General features: G+C 75.5%; 17 protein-coding genes. 4 read left to right on the top strand and 13 right to left on the bottom strand.

What is annotated here, in order from left to right:
- Positions 1 to 37 precede the first annotated feature (37 nt).
- Positions 38 to 832 (top strand): DeoR/GlpR family DNA-binding transcription regulator, encoded by a 795-nt coding sequence (locus tag AB0O09_RS19800; RefSeq protein WP_363542952.1) that lies wholly within the window; start codon positions 38 to 40, stop codon positions 830 to 832.
- Between the two features lie 187 nt (positions 833 to 1,019).
- On the opposite strand, the gene AB0O09_RS19805 is transcribed toward AB0O09_RS19800, so the two are convergent.
- From AB0O09_RS19805 to AB0O09_RS19850, 10 genes are all read right to left on the bottom strand, one after another.
- On the bottom strand, positions 1,020 to 2,276 hold the full coding sequence (locus AB0O09_RS19805; protein WP_363543001.1) for a glucarate dehydratase family protein: 1,257 nt from the start codon (positions 2,274 to 2,276) through the stop codon (positions 1,020 to 1,022).
- Positions 2,277 to 2,374: 98 nt separating this feature from the next.
- Positions 2,375 to 3,307, bottom strand: coding sequence for a 5-dehydro-4-deoxyglucarate dehydratase (locus AB0O09_RS19810; protein WP_363542954.1), 933 nt, complete (start codon positions 3,305 to 3,307; stop codon positions 2,375 to 2,377).
- A gap of 127 nt (positions 3,308 to 3,434) precedes the next feature.
- Positions 3,435 to 4,571: an endo-1,4-beta-xylanase gene (locus AB0O09_RS19815; RefSeq protein WP_363542956.1), complete on the bottom strand. Its 1,137-nt coding sequence runs from the start codon at positions 4,569 to 4,571 to the stop codon at positions 3,435 to 3,437.
- A 467-nt stretch (positions 4,572 to 5,038) separates the two neighbouring features.
- Positions 5,039 to 6,145 carry a PLP-dependent cysteine synthase family protein gene (locus tag AB0O09_RS19820; RefSeq protein ID WP_363542958.1) on the bottom strand — a complete coding sequence of 369 codons (1,107 nt, stop codon included), beginning with the start codon at positions 6,143 to 6,145 and terminating at the stop codon, positions 5,039 to 5,041.
- Between the two features lie 273 nt (positions 6,146 to 6,418).
- Positions 6,419 to 8,983: an FtsX-like permease family protein gene (locus AB0O09_RS19825; RefSeq protein WP_363542960.1), complete on the bottom strand. Its 2,565-nt coding sequence runs from the start codon at positions 8,981 to 8,983 to the stop codon at positions 6,419 to 6,421.
- Complete coding sequence (locus tag AB0O09_RS19830; RefSeq protein ID WP_363542962.1) at positions 8,980 to 9,900, bottom strand: ABC transporter ATP-binding protein; 921 nt, start codon at positions 9,898 to 9,900, stop codon at positions 8,980 to 8,982. Before AB0O09_RS19830 ends, AB0O09_RS19825 begins: the two co-directional genes overlap by 4 nt.
- Positions 9,897 to 10,172, bottom strand: a complete 276-nt coding sequence (locus tag AB0O09_RS19835; protein ID WP_363543003.1) for an SHOCT domain-containing protein — start codon at positions 10,170 to 10,172, stop codon at positions 9,897 to 9,899. The genes AB0O09_RS19830 and AB0O09_RS19835 overlap by 4 nt, the downstream gene beginning before the upstream one ends.
- Positions 10,173 to 10,570: 398 nt before the next feature.
- Complete coding sequence (locus tag AB0O09_RS19840; RefSeq protein WP_363542964.1) at positions 10,571 to 11,242, bottom strand: response regulator transcription factor; 672 nt, start codon at positions 11,240 to 11,242, stop codon at positions 10,571 to 10,573.
- Complete coding sequence (locus AB0O09_RS19845) at positions 11,239 to 12,453, bottom strand: sensor histidine kinase (protein ID WP_363542966.1); 1,215 nt, start codon at positions 12,451 to 12,453, stop codon at positions 11,239 to 11,241. Before AB0O09_RS19845 ends, AB0O09_RS19840 begins: the two co-directional genes overlap by 4 nt.
- 206 nt (positions 12,454 to 12,659) lie before the next feature.
- Positions 12,660 to 13,523: a PhzF family phenazine biosynthesis isomerase gene (locus AB0O09_RS19850; RefSeq protein ID WP_363542968.1), complete on the bottom strand. Its 864-nt coding sequence runs from the start codon at positions 13,521 to 13,523 to the stop codon at positions 12,660 to 12,662.
- A gap of 267 nt (positions 13,524 to 13,790) precedes the next feature.
- On the opposite strand from AB0O09_RS19850, the gene AB0O09_RS19855 reads away from it, so the two are divergent.
- Complete coding sequence (locus AB0O09_RS19855; RefSeq protein ID WP_363542970.1) at positions 13,791 to 14,003, top strand: hypothetical protein; 213 nt, start codon at positions 13,791 to 13,793, stop codon at positions 14,001 to 14,003.
- An 85-nt stretch (positions 14,004 to 14,088) separates the two neighbouring features.
- On the opposite strand, the gene AB0O09_RS19860 is transcribed toward AB0O09_RS19855, so the two are convergent.
- Complete coding sequence (locus tag AB0O09_RS19860; protein ID WP_363542972.1) at positions 14,089 to 14,481, bottom strand: RidA family protein; 393 nt, start codon at positions 14,479 to 14,481, stop codon at positions 14,089 to 14,091.
- Positions 14,482 to 14,554: 73 nt separating this feature from the next.
- On the opposite strand from AB0O09_RS19860, the gene AB0O09_RS19865 reads away from it, so the two are divergent.
- Positions 14,555 to 15,538 (top strand): LysR family transcriptional regulator, encoded by a 984-nt coding sequence (locus AB0O09_RS19865; RefSeq protein WP_363542974.1) that lies wholly within the window; start codon positions 14,555 to 14,557, stop codon positions 15,536 to 15,538.
- Here AB0O09_RS19865 and AB0O09_RS19870 read toward each other — a convergent pair.
- Together AB0O09_RS19870 and AB0O09_RS19875 are read right to left on the bottom strand one after the other, a co-directional pair.
- Positions 15,529 to 15,948: a VOC family protein gene (locus AB0O09_RS19870; protein ID WP_363542976.1), complete on the bottom strand. Its 420-nt coding sequence runs from the start codon at positions 15,946 to 15,948 to the stop codon at positions 15,529 to 15,531. The genes AB0O09_RS19865 and AB0O09_RS19870 overlap by 10 nt on opposite strands.
- 138 nt (positions 15,949 to 16,086) lie before the next feature.
- On the bottom strand, positions 16,087 to 17,271 hold the full coding sequence (locus tag AB0O09_RS19875) for an ROK family protein (protein WP_363543005.1): 1,185 nt from the start codon (positions 17,269 to 17,271) through the stop codon (positions 16,087 to 16,089).
- 215 nt (positions 17,272 to 17,486) lie between these two features.
- Between AB0O09_RS19875 and AB0O09_RS19880 the strand changes: the two genes are divergently transcribed.
- The gene (locus tag AB0O09_RS19880) at positions 17,487 to 18,752 is read left to right on the top strand and encodes an MFS transporter (RefSeq protein ID WP_363542978.1); all 1,266 of its coding nucleotides are present in this window, start codon (positions 17,487 to 17,489) and stop codon (positions 18,750 to 18,752) included.
- Positions 18,753 to 18,885 lie beyond the last annotated feature (133 nt).

Genomic DNA, 18,885 nt, shown 5'->3' on the forward strand with positions numbered 1-18,885 from the left:
GTGCGAGGATGGCCCGGAGCCGACCGCAGGAGGATCCGTGACCGACAACGCCCAGATGCTCGCCGAACAGCGCCGGGCACTGATCCTGGACGAGGTGCGGCGGCGCGGCGGTGTCCGGGTCAACGAGCTCACCCGCCAGTTGAACGTCTCCGACATGACGATCCGTCGGGACCTGGACGCGCTGGCCCGCGTCGGCGCGGTGGAGAAGGTGCACGGCGGCGCGGTGCCGGCCGGTCCGGCCCGCACCCACGAGCCGGGCTTCGCGGCGAAGTCCGCGCTGGAGCTGTCCGCCAAGGAGCAGATCGCCCGGGCGGCCGCCCGGCTGGTCTCCCCCGGCGCGGCGATCGCCCTCTCCGGCGGCACCACCACCTACGCGCTGGCCCGTGAGCTGACCGGGATCGAGCGGCTGACCGTGGTCACCAACTCCGTCCCGGTGTCCGAGGTCTTCGAACAGGCGCACCGCGCGGGCGGCCCGGCCGCCACCGTGGTGCTGACCGGCGGGGTGCGGACGCCCTCGGACGCTCTGGTCGGCCCGGTGGCGGACCGGGCGATCCGCTCGCTCCGCTTCGACCTGCTGTTCCTCGGCACCCACGGGGTCTCGCCGGAGGCCGGCCTCACCACGCCCAACCTGGCGGAGGCGGAGACCAACCGGACGCTGGTCGCCTCGGCGCGGCGGACGGTACTGGTGGCCGACCACACCAAGTGGGGCACCGTCGGCCTGTCCACCTTCGCGGAGCTGTCCGAGGTCGACACCTGGGTGACGGACGCCGGACTGCCCGCCGAAGCGGTGGAGACCGCCCGCGAGCTGATCGACGAGGTCGTCCTCGCCTGAGACCGGAGACCGTCCGCGGGGCGTAGGCGGGGGCTCGTCCCGTCAGGCGGGGGGCTCGTCCCCCCAGGCGAGGACGGGGGTGGTGAGGGCGAGCGTGGCCGCGCCGAAGACGAAGGCGGCCCGGACGGAGGCGGTGGCCGTCGAACTCCCGTCCCGTGGTGGTGCCGTGGAGCGGTGTCCCGGGCCGTCACCAGCGCGGGATGCGCCGCCGGTAGGTGGGGTCGGTCCGGCGCAGGTAGCCGGTGTCGTCGCGGGTGCGCAGACCGCAGGCGAGGTACTGCTCGTGCAGCCGGGCCAGGGCGTCGCGGTCGAGCTCGACGCCGAGGCCGGGCCCGGTGGGCACCCGGACGGCGCCGTCGGCGAGGGTGAGCGCGCCGGGCTCGATCACGTCCTCGGTCCGCCAGGGCCAGTGGGTGTCGCAGGCGTGGGTGAGCTCGGGCGAGGCGGCGGCGAGGTGGGTCATCGCGGCGAGGCTGATGCCGAGGTGCGCGTTGGAGTGCATGGACAGCCCGAGCCCGAAGGTGTCGCAGATCCCGGCGAGCAGCCGGGAGCGGTGCAGGCCGCCCCAGTAGTGGTGGTCGGCGAGCACGATCCGCACCGACCTGCGGGCGACCGCCGGCGGCAGGTGCTCGAAGGCCGTGACGCACATGTTGGTGGCGAGCGGGATCGCCGTCCCCGCGGCCACCTCCGCCATGCCGTCCAGGCCCGGGGTCGGGTCCTCCAGGTACTCGAGGACGCCCTCCAGTCGGCGAGCGGTGTCGAGCGCGGTGTCCACCGTCCAGGCGGCGTTCGGGTCCAGGCGCAGCGGCAGTCCGGGGAAGGCCTCGTGCAGGGCGAGGACGGTCTCGACCTCCTCGTGCGGCGGACGGACCCCGCCCTTGAGCTTCAGCGCGGTGAAGCCGTACGTGTCGACCAGGCGCCGGGCCTGGGCGAGGATGCCGGCGGTGTCCATCGCCTCACCCCAGTCGTCCGGCGGCCCGCCGGGGTGGCCGGCCCACTTGTGGAAGAGGTAGGCGCTGTACGGGACGGCGTCGCGGACCCGGCCGCCGAGCAGGTCGCTGACGGGCCGTCCGGCGGCGCGGCCCTGGATGTCGAGGCAGGCCACCTCCAGCGGCGAGAAGACCCGGTCCACCGTGGAGGCCGCGGTGATCGGCCCGGTCAGGCCGTGCCGGTCGGAGCCCGTCCGGCCGCCGAGCACGGCGGCGACCCGGGCGCGCAGCCGGCCGAGGGCGTGCACCGGCAGGCCGGTCACCGCCGCGGCGGCGGTGCGCAGCCGGTCGAGGTGGCCCTCGTCGGCGGTGGTCTCGCCGAGGCCGGTCGGTCCGTGGTCGGTGGCGACCTCGACGACCGCCCGCAGGGCGTACGGCTCGTGCACGCCCACCGCGTTGAGCAGCGGCGGCTCGCGGAAGGCGACGGGGGTGACGGTGACCGCGGTGATCCGCAGCTCCGGCGGGCCGGGCGGGCTCGGCGACTCGGACGGGCTCGACGACTCGGACGGGTTCGACGAGTCCGACGCATGCGCGGGGTCGGGCCGTGCGGCGGTCAACGGTCGGTGCTTTCCGGGAGGGCGGTGAGGGCGGCCAGTCCGGCGTCGGTGAGGGCGCGCAGCCGGTCGAGGTCCTCGGGTACGGGGTCGGTCAGCGGGGGCCGGACGCCGCCCACGGCCAAGCCGCGCTGCCGCACCCCCGCCTTCACCAGGGAGACGGCGTAGCCGGGCACTTCGGCGCGCAGTTCCACCAGGGGCAGGTAGAAGGCGGCCAGCAGGCGGCCGACGGAGGAGTCGTCCCCGGTGGCGAGGGCGCGGTGGAAGGCGAGGGCGATCTCCGGGACGAAGGCGAACGAGGCGGAGGAGTACCGCCGGACGCCGAGGCCGCGGTAGGCGGGCGCGGTCGCCTCGGCGGTGGGCAGGCCGTTGAAGAACCGGAACCGCTTCCCGGAGGGGCGCAGTGCCGTCTCGACGGCCGTGATCATCCGGGCGAGGAGTTCGAGGTCGCCGCAGCCGTCCTTGATTCCGACCACCTGCGGCAGCCGGGCGATCTCGACGGCCGTGCCGACGTCCAGCCGGGCGGTGTCGCGGTGGTACGCGATGAGCGGCAGCCCGCCGGCCTCGGCGACCTGGCGGGTGTAGGCCACCAGGCCGGACCGCGGGGGCCGGACGAGGTAGGGCGGCATGAGGAGCAGGCCGTCCGCGCCGGCCTCCGCGGCGGACCGGGCGAGGGCGCGGGCGGTGGGCAGCGGCCCGCCGGCACCGGCGTAGACCGGCAACCGGCCGGCCGCGACCCGGACGGCCGTCCGGACCAGCCGGGCGTGCTCGGCGGGGTCCAGGGCGTGGAACTCGCCGGTGCCGCAGGCGGCGAAGACCGCGCCGGGACCGGCGGCGATCCCGGCCTCCAGGTGCTCGGCGTACACCGCGGGGTCGATCTCGCCGTCCGGGCCGAACGGGGTCACCGGGAAGAACAGCGGGCCGTCGTGCATCGTCGCCTCCTGCGGGGACGGGCGGCGGGCCGGCCCCTGCGGCCAGCCTGTCCCCGCGGGCGGTGCGGTGGTGGGCGGCGCGCCGACGGTCACCCGGCGGGCGCAGCGGGCTCGCCGGAGGCGTCGGTCAGTGCCGGCCGGCGAGGGTGAGGTCCTGGCGCAGCGCGGTGTACGCCGGCTTCGGGCGGTAGTCCTCGGTGAGCAGGTTGGCCGAGCCCTCGCCGGAGAAGGTGTTCGGGACCCAGGAGTACTTGTCGGTGAAGCCCCAGACCGTGAAGTCGGTGCAGTGCTCGGTGAGCAGGCAGCCCTGCAGCAGCACGCCGTACCCCTCGGCCTGCGCCTCGGTCTTGGTGGCGTCCGCGGGCATCACCATCCGGACGTCGGCCTCGGTGATCGCGGTGTCCAGTCCGAGGGCGTCGAAGCGCGCCAGGTTGTCGGCGATGTCGTGCGGGGCGGGGTACTGGACGGCGAGGTGGCCCTGGACGCCGACGCCGTCGATCGGGACGTGCTGCGCCTTCAGCTCGGTGACCAGGGCGAGCAGTGCGGTGCTCTTGGGGTTGACGCCCTCGATGTTGTAGTCGTTGATGTACAGCTCGGCCTTGGGGTCGGCCTCGTGGGCCCAGCGGAAGGCGTCGGCGATGTAGCCCGGGCCGAGGTTGCGCAGCCAGACGGAGTCGCGCAGGGTGCCGTCGTCGTTGAAGGCCTCGTTGACGACGTCCCACTGCCAGATGCGGCCCTTGAAGTGCTTGACCTCGTCGGTGATGTGACGGTGCAGGATGTCGCGGAGCTCGTCCGGGGTGAAGCTGCCAGAGGTGAGCCATCCGGGCAGCTGGTTGTGCCAGACGAGGGTGTGGCCGCGGACCAGCTGGTGGTTGTCCCGCGCGAAGTCGACGAGGTCGTCGGCGGGGCCCCAGGTGTGGGTGCCGCGGACGGCTTCGACGGCCTCCCACTTCATCACGTTCTCCGGGGTGACGGAGCTGAACTCGGTCGCGGCCTTCTCCCGGTACGGGGCGTCGGCGGCGAGGGCGGACATGTCCACGGCCGTGCCGATGCGCACGCCTGCGCGGCGGCCGAGCTCGCCGAGGGTGCGGGCGGCCGGGTCCTTCGCCGGGGCGGCGGCCGCCCGGGTGTCGCCGGACGCGCCGGTGCTGCCCGCGGTGGCGGTGCTGCCGGTGGCGGCGGAGGCGGTGGGGAGGACGAGCGCGGTGACGGCCAGGGCTGCGGTGGTGGCCGCCACGAGGGCGGTGCGGGTCGCTCGGATCACGGAGGTCCCTTTCACGAGATCACACGGTGACAATTCTCGAAACTTTTCGTAGTTGACTACGCAAGTTTCAGGCACGCTAGCGGCCAGAATTTTGGACGGTCAATCCCCGTGCACCGAGGTATTTCGGCTGGGTTGACGTCCGCTCATGGAGCGCCACCGGACCGGCCGACCCACTGTCGGGACGGCGGCCCCGCCATCACCTGCCAATCCGCCCGCGGGGTCTGGCCGAAACTCTCGCCCTGGTTTACGATTCTGCCGCCCGGCAGGTCCGTGACTGGCGTCCGGCCGGTGGGCGCTTCGGCCCGGTGTGGGAGTGGCCGCGGCGCGGCTGCGGTGCGAGGGTCACCGCACACGTCGGCCCGGGGAGTACGTGGCGCACTCCCCGGGCCGTCATGGTGGGTCGTCAGGGTTGGTCGACCGAGCGGGCCGACCGGGCGGGGCGGCGGACGCCGCCCCGCGGCAGGGGCTCAGCCCAGGCCGATGGACGTCCCGGCGAGGAACTCCTCGAGCTCGGCGACGTACGGGTCGATGTCGATGCCCTGCTCGGCGAGCCAGGCGTCGGAGTAGTACTTGTCGAGGTAGCGGTCGCCCGGGTCGCAGATGAGGGTCACGACGCTGCCGGTCTGCCCGGCCGCACGCATCTCGGCGACGATCCGCAGGGCGCCCCACAGTCCGGTGCCGGTGGAGGCGCCGGCCTTCTTGCCGAGCGCGTCCTCCAGGATGCGGACGGCCGCTATGGAGGCGGCGTCGGGCACCTTCATCATCCGGTCGAGGGCGCCCGGGACGAAGCTGGGCTCCATCCGGGGACGGCCGATGCCCTCGATCCGGGAGCCGCTGGGGCAGGTGGCGTCGGGGTCGCCGTTGACCCAGCCGTCGAAGAAGCAGGAGTTCTCCGGGTCGGCCACGCAGATCCGGGTGTCGAACTGCATGTAGTGCACGTAGCGGGCGATGGTCGCGGAGGTGCCGCCGGTGCCGGCGGTGGCGACGATCCAGGCCGGCTCGGGGTGCGGCTCCAACTCCATCTGGGCGAACACGGACTCGGCGATGTTGTTGTTGCCGCGCCAGTCCGTGGCGCGCTCCGCGTAGGTGAACTGGTCCATGTAGTGGCCGCCGGTCTCCTCGGCGAGCCGCGCGGACACGTCGTAGACCTCGCAGGGGTCGTCGACGAGGTGACATCGGCCGCCGTGGAACTCGATCAGCTCGATCTTGGCCCGGCTGGTCGTGCGGGACATCACGGCGATGAAGGGCACGCCGATCAGCTTGGCGAAGTACGCCTCCGAGACGGCGGTCGAACCACTGGACGCCTCGATGACCGGCTTGCCGGGTCTGATCCAGCCGTTGCAGAGGCCGTAGAGGAAGAGCGAGCGGGCCAGCCGGTGCTTGAGGCTGCCGGTCGGGTGGGTGGACTCGTCCTTCAGGTAGAGGTCGATGCCCCACTCCTCCGGGAGCGGGAAGCGCAGCAGGTGCGTGTCGGCGGACCGGTTGGCGTCCGCCTGGACCTTCCGCACCGCCTCCTTCAGCCAGGCCCGGTACTCCGGGTCGGAGCGATCCACGTCCACGGTGTGCAGCGCCATCGCGAGCCTCCTTGTCCTGACGTTGTCCTGACGACGTCACCTCCACCAAGCGTAACAGGCGACTACAATAAGTGACTGTTACGGCATCTCCAGCGAACCCTTATCGGGCAGCAGAGCGGTGAGACCGGGCGCCGCGCCGCGCAGCCCCCGCGCAGCCCCGCAGCGGGGCGCCGACCTGGGCGGACGGCCCGCCGAACACCCGCCGGACGTCGCCCGCCGGATGTCCGGCGGGCGGCCCGGACACCCGACGGGGCGGCACTCACTCCGCGGCGCTCAATCCGCGGCGATCGCCCGCAGGACGTCCAGCCTGGCCGCGCGGCCGGCCGGGCGGAGGCCCGCTACCGCGCCGGCGACCAGACCGGCCAGCAGCACCACCGCGAGCCGCGCGGTCGGCAGGGCGAAGGATCCGGTGCCGGCGCTGTCGGAAGCCCGGACCAGCGCCCACCCGAGGAAGGCGCCGAGCCCCAGGCCGCCGACCGTGCCGAAGGCCGCGACGAGCACCGACTCCCAGCGGACCATCGACCGCAGCTGCCCCCTGGTCTGTCCGACCGCCCGCAGCAGGCCGAGTTCGCGGGTGCGCTCGTGCACGGCCAGCGTCAGGGTGTTGGCGATGCCGAGCAGGGCGATCAGCACCGCCAGCGCGAGCAGGGCGTAGACCACGGAGAGCATGGTGTCCACACCGCCGGCAGCGCTCGCCGCGTACTCGTCGCGGTCCTGCACCTGCGGATTGCCGTAGCCGTCCGCGACGTGCTGAACGGCGGCCTTGCCTTCGGCGGGGGAGACGCCCGGCCGCAGCGCGACCGCCACCATGCTGTCGCTGTCCTGGACACGGTGCGGGGCCCAGGCCTCACGGGTCATCAGGTAGTCGCCCGCCACGCCGCCGCCTTCGTACAGCGCCCGGACGGTGAACGGCTCCGCACCGTCGGTGAAGGCGACGGAGACCGTGGAACCGATGTGCCAGCCGCGGGCGGCCGCCTCGCTGCGGGAGACGGCGAGGCCGTCGGTGCCGAGGGCGGTGAGACTGCCGTCGATCCGTCCGAGGTCGACCACGCCGGGCAGCCGGGCCGGGTCGGTGACGTCCAGCTCGCGGCCGTGCCCGTCGATCCGGGCGACCCCACGGCCGAGGCCCACGGCCTGCTCGACCTGCGGCAACTGCCGGACGGCCTCGGCGAGCTTCGGGCTGACCCCGCTGCCGCCCGCGCCGAACGCGGGTGCGGTGACGGCGAGGTCGCCGGCGAACGAGCGGTCGACGGTGTCGTCCAGGGTGGCCCTGATCGACGCGGCGAACACGGTGAACAGGGTCACCACGGCGACACCCACCATCAGCGCGGTGGCGGTGGCCGCCGTCCGGGACGGGTTGCGGGCGGCGTTGCGGCGGGCCAGCGCCCCGCTGACGCCGCGCAGCCGCGGCAGCGGGGCGCCGAGCACCCGGACGGCGAGCGCCGCGGCGACCGGGCCGAGCACCACGGTGCCGGCCAGCGCCGTGACCGCGCCCGCGGTGGTCAGCACCACCGAGGGCCCGTCGGTCGCACCGCGCACCGTGAGCACCGCCCCGCCGGCCAGCAGGGCCGCGCCGAGGACGGCCCGGACCCGGCCGGTGCGCCCGGTCGCCGCGTCGTCCACCGCACTCTCGCGCAGTGCGGCGAGCGGGGCGGTGCGACCGGCCCGGACGGCGGGCAGGAGGGCCGAGCCCAGGGTGACCAGGATGCCGACGGCCAGCGGCAGCACCACGGAGGCGGTCGCGACGACCATGCCGCCGGTCGGCAGCGAGAAGCCGAGCGCGGAGAAGAGCGCGCTGAGCCCGGCCGCCACCCCGATGCCGCCGACCAGGCCGGCCGCGGAGGCGACCACGGCCACGACGGCCGCCTCGGCGAGGGTGGAGCCGAGGACCTGCCGCCGGTGCGCGCCGAGCGCGCGGAGCAGCGCGTTCTCCCGGGTGCGCTGGGCGACCACGATGGCGAAGGTGTTGTGGATGGTGAAGGTGGCGACGAGCAGCGCGATCCCGGCGAAGACCAGCAGCAGGGTGGTGAACATGGTCAGGAACCGGCCGGAGACGTCGGCGGTGGACTCGGCGGTCGCGGCGTGCCCGGTCAGCGCCTCCACGCCGGTGGGCAGCAACGGCTTGACCCGGTCGACGAGCTGCTGCTGCGTCAGGGTGTCGGAGCGGAGCCGGATCGCGTTGGCCTGGCCCTCGCCCTTGGGGGTGAGGTGGCGCTCGGCGTCGGCGAGGCTCAGCCCGGTGAAGGTGGAGGGGCCCATGCCGTCCGCGTCGGCACCGAAGGTGGCGATGCCGACGACGGTGATCCGTACCGGGTCGGGGGTGCGCAGCACGGTGGTGTCGCCGATCCGGAGGTCGCCGGCCTCGGCCGCGCCGCGGTTGATGACGGCCTCGCCGGGCGCGGCGGGCGCCCGGCCCTCGGCGAGCCGGTAGGGGTTGAGCGTGCCGTCGGTGAGCCAGTTCCCGGCGAGGGTCGGCGGGCCCTTGCCGCCGATCGGCTCGCCGTTCCGGCCGACCAGCTGGCCGGCGCCCTGGACGGACGGCTCGGCCGCGCTCACCCCGGGGACGGTGCGCAGCCGGTCGGCGAGTGCGGTGTCGACCGGTGCCCGGACGCCGCCGGGGACGTTCTGCGCGGGCAGGACGTCGGCGCTGCGGACGACGGCGCCGGTGCCCGCGTTGGCGTCGGCGAACAGGGTGTCGAAGTTGGCCCGCAGGGTGTCGCCCAGCACCATCGTGCCGGTCAGGAACGCGACGCCGAGCAGGACGGCGAGGACGGTGCCGACCAGGCGGCGTCGGTGTGCGCGGGCCGAGCGGAGTCCGATCCGCAGGGCGGTGTTCATCGTCGGTCACTCCCCCGTGGGCCGGTGGCCGCGGTCGGGACGGTGGTCGGGGCGCTGATGGTCGGGGTGGCAGCGGTCGGGGTGGCAGCGGTCGGGGCCGCGGCGGTCGGCTCAGTGGTGGCCGGCTCAGTGCTGGTGTGGGCGGCGGTGAGGGCGGTGGCGCGGGTGGAGCCGGCCGGGGTGTCGAAGGCCTTCATCCGGTCGAGGACGAGGTCGGCGGTGGGCGCGTCCATGCTGTCTACCAGCCGGCCGTCCGCCAGGAACAGGGCCCGGTCGGCGTAGCCCGCGGCGGTCGGGTCGTGGGTGACCATCACCACCGCCTGGCCCATGGTGTCGACGGCCTGCCGGAGCAGGCCGAGCACCTCTGCGCCGGAGCGGGAGTCGAGGTTGCCCGTCGGCTCGTCCGCGAAGACGACCTGGGGGCGGCCGGCGAGGGCGCGGGCCACGGCGACCCGCTGCTGCTGGCCGCCGGAGAGCTCGGCGGGCCGGTGGTGCAGCCGGTCGCCGAGTCCGACCACGTCGACGAGGGCGTCCACCCAGGCCGCGTCGGGTGCCTTCCCGGCAAGGTCGAGCGGCAGGGTGATGTTCTCCCGGACGGTGAGCGTGGGCACCAGGTTGAAGGCCTGGAAGACGAAGCCGATGCGCTCGCGGCGGAGTTCGGTGAGCCGACGGTCGTTCAGGGTGCCGAGCTCGGTGCCGCCGATGTGGGCGCTGCCCGCGGTGAGGGTGTCGAGGCCGGCGGCGCAGTGCATCAACGTGGACTTGCCGGAGCCGGACGGGCCCATGATCGCGGTGAACCGCCCGGCCGGGAACTCGACCGTGACGTGGTCGAGCGCCCGGACCTGGGTGGCGCCGATTCCGTACACCTTGACCGCGTCGGCGACCGCGGCGGCGGGGTGCAGCTGGACGACGGTCATTTCGCACCGCCGGGACGGTCGGTGCGCTCGGTGAGCACGGCGCGCTTGGCGCGGTACTCGTCCTCGTCGATCTCACCGCGGGCGTACCGGTCGCCGAGCGTGGCGAGCGGGCCGCCGCCGTGGTGCCAGCCGCCGGGGCCGTAGCCGCGGCGCCAGACGGTGCGCCGCAGGATCAGCACGACGAGGAGGATCACGGCTGCCCAGAAGAACGGGATCAGCAGGATCCACGGGCCGGGCCAGTGGCCGTCCGCGTGGGCGAGCAGGGTGTCCATGGTGTCCATCTCCTCGGTGCATGCCTGTTGTGGGGACTGCACCGAGCCTCTCGCCGCGGGCCCCTGCCGCGCGTCGTCCCACCAGCGGCACCTGCGGTACTCCCGGCGTAGTACCGGGGCCGGGCGGGGCGCCGTCGCGACCCGCGAGGAGGTGGCGGACCCAGGGCGGGCCGGCGGTACGGGCGGTGGTCGCGGCGGCCGCCAGGAGGAGGAAGGGGACGAGGGTGTGCACCAGGGTGCGCATCAGGGTTCGCATGCGGTGAAGTCTTCTCCGCCGCCGCAGCCGCCACCATCCCCCTGGTATCCCGATCCGACCTGCACCCCGGTGCAGCACCGATCCTGAACCCAGTACCACCCCCCGGCGCCGGTGCACCGGTCCGACGGCCCGGCGCAGAACACTAGCCCAGCCAGCCGGGCCGGACGAGCCCCGACTCGTAGGCGAGGACGACCAGTTGGGCGCGGTCGCGGGCGCCGAGCTTCACCATGGCCCGGCTGACGTGGGTCTTGGCGGTGAGCGGGCTGACCACCAGTCGGCGGGCGATGTCCTCGTTGGAGAGGCCGAGGCCGACCAGCGCCAGCACCTCCCGCTCGCGGTCGGTGAGTGCGGCGAGCGCGGTCGGCCCTCCCGTCGCCGGCGCCTTGGAGCGGGCGGCGAACTCTCCGATCAGCCGCCGGGTCACGCCGGGCGAGAGCAGGGCGTCGCCCGCGGCGGCCACCCGGACGGCGCGCAGCAGTTCGGCTGGTTCGGTGTCCTTGACGAGGAAGCCGGCCGCGCCGGCCCGCAGCGCCTCGAAGACGTACTCGTCGAGTTCGAAGGTGGTGAGGACGACCACCCGGACGCCGTCGAGCGCCGGGTCCTCGCCGATCCTGCGGGTCGCGGCGAGTCCGTCCAGCCGGGGCATCCGGATGTCCATCAGGACAACGTCGGGCCGCAGTTCGGCGGCGAGGGCGACGGCCTGCTCGCCGTCGTCGGCCTCGCCGACCACCTCGAGGTCGGGCTGCGCGTCCAGCAGTGCACGGAAGCCCGCCCGGACGAGCACCTGGTCGTCCGCGAGCAGCACCCTGATCACCGGGGTCCGCCTCCCGTCGAGTCCTGCGGGCCGCCGCCGCCGATCGGCAACCGGGCGAGGACCCGGAATCCGCCGTCGGGCCGCGGCTCCGCCTCCAGCGTGCCGCCGGCCGCCGCGACCCGCTCCCGCATGCCGATGAGACCGCTGCCGGAGCCGCCCGGCTCGCCGGCCCCGGCCGGGCCCGGGTCGTCGATCCGGACGGCCAGCCCCTCCCCCGACCAGTCGAGCAGGACGTCGGCGCTGCGGGCCGCCGAGTGGCGGATGACGTTGGTCAGGGCCTCCTGGACGATCCGGAAGGCGGTCAGGTCGAGCCCGGCCGGCAGGCTGCGGGCCCGACCGCGGCTGTGCACCGAGACCGCGAGCCCGGCCTGGCGGGCCTGCTCGGCGAGCTCGTCCAGCCGGTCGAGGCCGGGGGCGGGGCTGCGCGGGGCCGCGGCGTCCGGACCGCGCAGCGTGCCCAGCACCTGCCGGACCTCGCCGAGCGCCTCCTTGCTGGCGGCCTTGATCGTGGTGAGGGCCGTCCTGGCCTGCTCGGGGCGGGTGTCGAGGAGTTCGAGGGCGACGCCGGCCTGGACGTGGATCAGCGAGATGCTGTGGGCGAGGATGTCGTGCAGTTCGCGGGCCATCCGCAGCCGTTCCTCGTCGGCCCTGCGCCGCCGGGCCTGCTCGGCGGCGGCCCGGACGGCCTCCATCCGTTCCGCGCGGAACCTCAGGATCTCGGCGACGGCCATCACCAGCAGCAGCCAGGCGGCGATGCCGAGCTCCTGCCAGCCGTTGGGCTGTGCGGCCGGACCGCGCAGCCAGTCCTGCGGCACCGCGAAGGAAATCAGCAGGTGGGCGGCGTAGAAGGCGCCCGCGCAGGCCCAGGCGGCGCGCCGGTGGCCGCGTTTCACGGCGGCGCAGAAGGCCACCACCAGGCTGAGGAACACCGGTCCGTACGGGTAGCCGGCCAGCAGGTAGGCCACGGTGACGACCGTGGTGCCGACCACCACGGCGACCGGGCGGCGCTGCCGGAACAGGAGCAGTACCGGGCCGAGCAGGAGCAGCAGGTAGCCGAGGGCGTCCAGCGGGAGGCGTCCGCCCTGGTGGCGGGCGGCCGCGCCCGTCCCGGCCAGCTGCGCGACCGCGACCAGCACCGAGGAGGCGACCGGCCAGCCCGCCTTCGCGGCACGGACCCACGGCGGCTGCCAGGGCGGCGGTTCGTCGGTCATGCCGGGAAGGCTAGTCGCCGTCCGGCCACCGCGGCGTCAGCCTGCCGGGGTGGGCGCGCCTACTCCCCCGGGAGTACGCGCCCCCCGTCCCCGCCGCGTGGCGCAGGCCCGGCACCCCCGGCACCCGGCTGACCGGGCATCCGGTCAGCCCTGCCGATCAGGCGTCCGGTCAGCCCTGCCGATCGGGCATCCGGTCGGGGATCCGGTCAGCCCTGCGGGTCGGGGATGCGGACGGCGGCGCCGCTCACCCGCACCCGCCGCTCCCCCTCCCGCAGCTCCACGCGGAGGACGCCCGGGCGGCCCATGTCCTCCCCCTGGTGGAGGGTGAGGACGGTCTGCCCGAGGCCCTCCAACTCGCTCAGGTAGGCGCCGAAGGCGGCCGCGGCGGCGCCGGTGGCCGGGTCCTCGACGACCCCGCCGACCGGGAAGGGGTCACGGACGTGGAAGACGGTGTCGGAGACCCGGTGGACCAGCTGCAGGGTGGTCAGGTCGAGCCGGGTCATCAGCCGGGCCAGCCGGTCGAAGTCGTAGGCGAGCTCGGAGAGCCGCTTGCGGGTGGCGGCGGCCAGCACCAGGTGGCGGGCACCGGCGTAGGCGATCCGCGGCGGCAGGGTCTCGTCGAGGTCGTCGGCGCTCCAGTCGAGGGCGGCCAGTGCCTCGGCGACGTCCGCGTCGGAGACGGGTTCGACGGCGGGCTCGACGCTGGTCAGGGTGGCGACCGGCCGGCCCTCGGCGTCGGCTGCGACCTCGACCGGCACCGGGCCGGCCTTGGTCTCGAAGAGCAGCGGGCCGGGGCCGATCCGCTCGGCGAGGGCGACGGCGGAGGCGATGGTGGCGTGGCCGCAGAACGGCACCTCGGCGAGCGGGCTGAAGTACCGCACCGCGAAGGTCCGCGGGCCCCGGGCGGTGAGGAAGGCCGTCTCGGAGTAGCCGAGCCCGGCGGCGACGGCGAGCTGCGTGTCGTCGTCGAGCCCGGTGGCGTCGGGCACCACTCCGGCCGGGTTGCCGCCGGCCGGGTCGGCGGTGAAGGCGGCGTAGCGCAGGACCTCGGTACCGGGTGGAAGCGTCATGCCCGGCAGAACGTGCCGGGGTGTCCGGTGATTCCCGACGGACCGGGGCCGGTCACGACGGCCGACCACGGCCGACCACGGGCCGACCGGCCCCCGACCGGAGCCGGCCGGGGCCGAAGGCGGCCCGCACCACCCTCCGGTGGCGGGTCACCGGGATGTAACCTCCGGTCCCCGATCCGCCATGAGAGCGAGACCCGCCTGCAAACCTGCTGTCATGACGGGCCGTCATCCTTGAGGTCAGAGGTGATCAGCCGAAAGGAACTCAGAATGAGCGACTACTCCGTACTCGTTGCCGCCCTCGTCGAGCTGTCCGGCGAGCGTGACCTCGGTATCGGCGTGCCCGTCGCGGTGCGCGGTCACGAGGCCGACCGGCTCGCCAGCCTGGCCCGGGGCGGGGGTGAACCGCCCGCCCGCCGGCCGGCTCCACTGCTGCGGCTGCTGCGCCGGCGCACCGTCGGCCGCCTCGGCTTCTCGGCGTGAGCCGCTGCGGCGGACGGCGGCCGCGGCGCTCCCGCGGTCCCGGCGGACTGCTCCCGGCAGGCTGCCCCCGACGGCCCGTCACCGGTCAGCCGGTGGCGGGCCGTCGTGCGTCCACCTCGATCTCGATCCTCATCCGCGGGTCGGCGAGGCCGCAGACCATCATGGTGGCGGCCGGGCGGACCTCGCCGAACGCGCGGCGCAGCACGGGCCAGCAGGGCTCGAAGTCCTCGCGGTCGGGCAGCAGGTAGCGCACCCGGACGACGTCGGCGAGGGTGCAGCCGGCCTCGGCGAGTGCGGCGGTGATGGTGCGCAGGCACTGTTCGGCCTGTGCCACCACGTCCTCGGCGATGGTCATGGCGGCGTAGTCGAAGCCGGTCGTGCCGGAGACGTGCACCCGGTCCCCGTCCACCACCGCCCGGGCGTACCCGATCCGTTCCTCGAAGAGCGATCCGCTGAGGATCGTCCGGCGTTCTCCCATGGCAGGGACGGTAGGCGCGACCACCGCGATACGTCCAATACCTGTTGGGTCCGGCTGTGATATCCCGGGAGATATGGAGGACCGTCCCGAGCTCGCCCTGCACCAGCTGCACGCCTTCACCGTGCTGGCCGAGGAACTGCACTTCGGCCGTGCCGCCGAGCGGTTGGGCGTGGCGCAGCCGCCGCTGAGCCAGCAGATCCGGCGGCTGGAGGAGCGGGTCGGCCATCCGCTGTTCGAGCGCCGGCCGGGGCGGGTGTCGCTGACCGCGGCGGGCGAGGAGCTGCTGCCGGCGGCGCGCCGGGCCCTCGACGAGGTCGCGTCCGGGCTGGCGGCGGCCCGGCGGGTCGCCACGGGAGAGGCGGGCCGGCTGCGGATCGGGTTCGCGGCCTCGCTGGCACCGACCGTGCTGCCGGACCTGCTGCGCACCTTCCGCGAGCACCGGCCCGGTGTGGAGCTGGAGATCCGCGAGATGACGACGGCTCCACAGGTCGCGGCGCTGCACGAGCACGTCCTCGACGTGGGGCTGATGCGCGAGCCCCCGCAGGACCCGGACCTGGTGGTGGAGCCGCTCTGGTCGGAGGGGTTCGTCGCCGTCCTCCCGGCCGGGCACCGGCTGGCGGGCCGGCGGGCCGTCCCGGTGGCCGGGCTGGCGGAGGAGCCGTTCGTCCTGCTGCCGCGCGAGTGCGGGCCGACGGTGCACGACCGGATCGTCGGGGTGTGCCGGGCGGCCGGGTTCGAGCCGCGGGTCGCCCAGCGGGCGGTGGAGTGGCAGACGGTCGCCGCGTTGGTGGGCGCGGGGCTGGGGGTGTCCCTCGCCCCCGCGGGCGTGCGCCGGGTACGGATGCGGGGTGTGGCCTTCCGGCCGATCACCCCCGACGGCGCCCGGACCGTCGTCGGCCTCGTCCATCGGCGGGGCGACCGCAACCCGCTCGTCGCCCGCTTCGTCGCCGAGGCCCGGGCGCTCGGCGACACCGCGGAACCCCGGCCGGACGGTGGGCCCCCACCGGAGGCCCGACCGGACGGTGGGCCCCGACCGGACGGCGCGGCTCAGCCGTAGTGGCGCGCCTCCAGGACGTTGCCGTCCGGGTCGGCGAAGTAGTAGGTGCGCGGCGCGGTGCCGCGGGCCCCGAACGAGTTCTCCGCGTACGGGGTCACCGGGTGCCCGCCGGCCTCCAGCCGGGTCCGCAGCGCCTCGAACTCCTGCTCCGAGGTGGCCAGGCAGACGTGGTTGAGCCGGTTGCCGGCGCTCCCTTCGGCACCCGGCGCGGCGTTCAGCTGCGGAGCGACCGTCAGCGGCACCAGGTCGACGAGCGTCCGCTCCGTCACCCGCATGCTGACGAACGGCGCGAGGCCCTTCTCGAACTCGGCCAGCCGGACCGGCTCCAGCCCCACCACGTCGCGGTAGAACGCGGCCGAGCGGACCGGATCGGCCACCCACAGCACCACGTGGTCCAGTTCGTACGGCATCGGCCCGCCACCCCTTCGTTCCACCCGTGCACGACCCTCCCATCGTGCCATCGCCCGCCGCGGCACGACCGCCGTTCCGCACGGCGGGGTGCCGCACCGCATCGAGCGGCACGGCCACCGCCCCCGGCCGGCGGGCCGTCAGCCGCGGGCGGCGTACACCGCCTGCGGGTCCTGGAGGTACGGCTGCCAGGCGAGTTCGGCGGCTCCGGCGAGGCCGGCGTGGTCGACCTCCGCCGGCACGATCGGGACGCGTCCGCTGCGGCCCCACAGGCAGCGGTCGGCGACGACCGCGGCGAGCCGTTCGGGGGCGGCGGCGAGCAGGTCGAGGTGGAGGCCGCTGAGCACGATCCGGTCCGGGTTGAGGATGTTGACCAGGCCGGCGAGGCCGAGGCCCAGGCGGTCGACGACGTGGGCGACGGCTTCGGCGGCAGCGGGGTCGTCGGCGGCCGAGCGGGCGAGCCGGCGGGCCTGGTCGAGGATCGGGCCGCCGGGGTCGGGGGTGCGGCCGGCGGCGACGAACAGCGCCTCCGGGTCGGTCTCGGCGTTCAGGCAGCCGCGGTTGCCGCAGACGCAGGGGCGGCCCTGCGGGTCGACCGTCAGGTGGCCGACCTCCAGGGCGAGTCCGGCGCTGCCGGTGTGCAGCCGGCCGTCGATCACCAGGGCGCCGCCGACGCCGCGGTGGCCGGAGGTGACGAGCAGCAGGTGGCGGGCGTCCCGGCCGGCACCGTGGCGGTGCTCGGCGAGGGCGGCGAGGTTGGCGTCGTTGGCGACGGCGGAGGGCAGCGGGCTGCGGGCGCGCGGGCCGAAGTCGGCGCTCCGCACCTCCTGGGCGAACAGGTCGGCCACCGGGGTGCCGCTGGGCCAGGCGAAGTGCAGGGCGGCGAGGGCGGTGCCGTCCGGTTCGGTGACCGGGTTCGGCAGGGCCAGGCCGACGCCCAGGCAGCGGCGGGTGGTGGCGCGGGCGAGGTCGGCGCCGGCCTCGGCGACGGCCCGCAGCATCCGCACCGGGTCGGTCGCGGCCGGCAGCGGCAGGTAGCGGACGCCCTCCAGGCGTCCGCCGAGGCCCGCGAGCGCGACGCTCAGGCTGTCCGCGTGGATCTGTGCGGCGACGACGACCGGTCCGGCCGGGTTGACGGCGAGGCGGTGCGAGGGGCGGCCGCGGCCGCCGCCCGCGGGCCGGGAGTCGACGGTGATCAGCCCGAGCGCCTCGAGTTCGCCGGTGACGGCGCCCGCGGTGGCCCGGGTGACGTCGAGGGCACCGGTCAGCGCGGAGCGGGTCGGTGCCCGTCCGGTGTGGACGAGTTCGAGGGCGGGCCCCAGCAGGCTGCGGCCGCGGTCCGGTGCAGGCCTGCGGTGGTCGGTGGGCGTCGTCCGGCCGTCGGCGGCCGGACGGCGCGCTTCGGCCGCGGCGGAGCCGCTCGCTCCGGGGGACGCCGGGGGGCGGGTCTCGTCGGCGTCCGGCGCGGGCCGGCAGTGCGGCGGCTCGGTCGGGGGCTGGGCACTTGTGGGTGAGGTCGGCACTCCTCTATTCTGACTTTGTGCCGCTACTGAACAAAAGAGAAGCCCGGTCCTCCGCCGCCGACACCGCCACCGACCCCGCCATCACCGCCGCCACCGCGGCGGTCCGTGCCCCGCGCACCTGGTCCGCCGCCAGGCTCGCCCTCACGGCCTTCTTCGCGATGGACGGCTTCCTGTTCGCCGCCTGGGTGGTGCGCATCCCCGACGTGCGCGCCCAGGTGCACGCCTCGCACAGCGCACTCGGCCTCGCCCTGCTCTGCATCTCGGCCGGCGCGGTCGCCACCATGGCCCTGGTCGGCCGGCTCTGCCTGCGGTACGGCAGCCGCCGCGTCACCGTCGGCTCCGTGGCCCTGCTGAGCCTCGCCGTGCCGCTGCCGGCGCACACCCACTCGGTGGCCGCGCTCGGCGCCGTCCTGTTGCTCTTCGGTGCCGGGTACGGCGCCGCCAACGTCAGCATGAACAGCGTCGCCGTCGACCTCGTCGCCCGGCTGCGGCGCCCCGTGATGCCGAGCTTCCACGCCGGGTACAGCCTCGGCGGCCTGCTCGGCGCCGCGGTCGGCGGGCTGCTGGCGGGCGCCCTCAGCACGGCGTGGGCGCTCGCCCTCGGCGGCGTGCTCGGCCTGCTGGTCACCGCGGTCGCCGGTGCGGTCCTGCTGCGCGACCCGGAGGGCGACGCTCCCCCGCCCGCCGCCTCCGCCGCGGCCGGGACGCCCCGGACGGCGGCTCCGGCGGCCCGGCACGCGCGCCTGCTGGTCGTCCTGCTCGGTCTCACCGCGCTGTGCACCGCCTACGGCGAGGGCGCGCTCGCGGACTGGGCGACCCTGCACCTGACCGACGACGTGCACGCGGGCGCCGGCCTGGCCGCCACCGGCTACGCCGCCTTCGCCTTCGCGATGACCGCCGGCCGGGTCAGCGGCACCTGGCTGTCCATCAGGCTCGGCGCGACCAGGGTGATGCTGTTCGGCGGTCTCACCGCGGCCGTCGGCATGCTGATCGCGGCCCTCGTCCCGTCGGTGCCCGCGGCCCTCGGCGGCTTCGTCCTGGTCGGCATCGGCCTGGCGAACATCTTCCCGCTGGCCATCGGCCGGGCCGGCGCCACCGGCGGCCCGCAGGGCGTGGCCACCGCCTCCGCCCTCGGCTACGCGGGCATGCTGATCGGCCCGCCGGTCATCGGCTTCCTGGCCGACGCGGTCGGCCTGCCCTTCGCCCTGACCAGTGTCGCCGCCGCGGCCGCGCTGGCCGGTCTGCTCGCCGTCACCGCCGGCCGCCCGCGCCGCACCGCCTGACCGTCCGCACCGCTCCACCCGGCACACCCCCGAGGGCCGGTCCTCCCACCGCGGGAGGGCCGGCCCTTCGGCGCACGCCAGCCGCGGCCGCGAGGAACACCGGGCCCCGACCAGGGCTGCCCCGAACGCGTGG

It is taken from the genome of Kitasatospora sp. NPDC093679 (genome assembly GCF_040683455.1).
GTDB lineage: Bacteria > Actinomycetota > Actinomycetes > Streptomycetales > Streptomycetaceae > Kitasatospora > Kitasatospora arboriphila.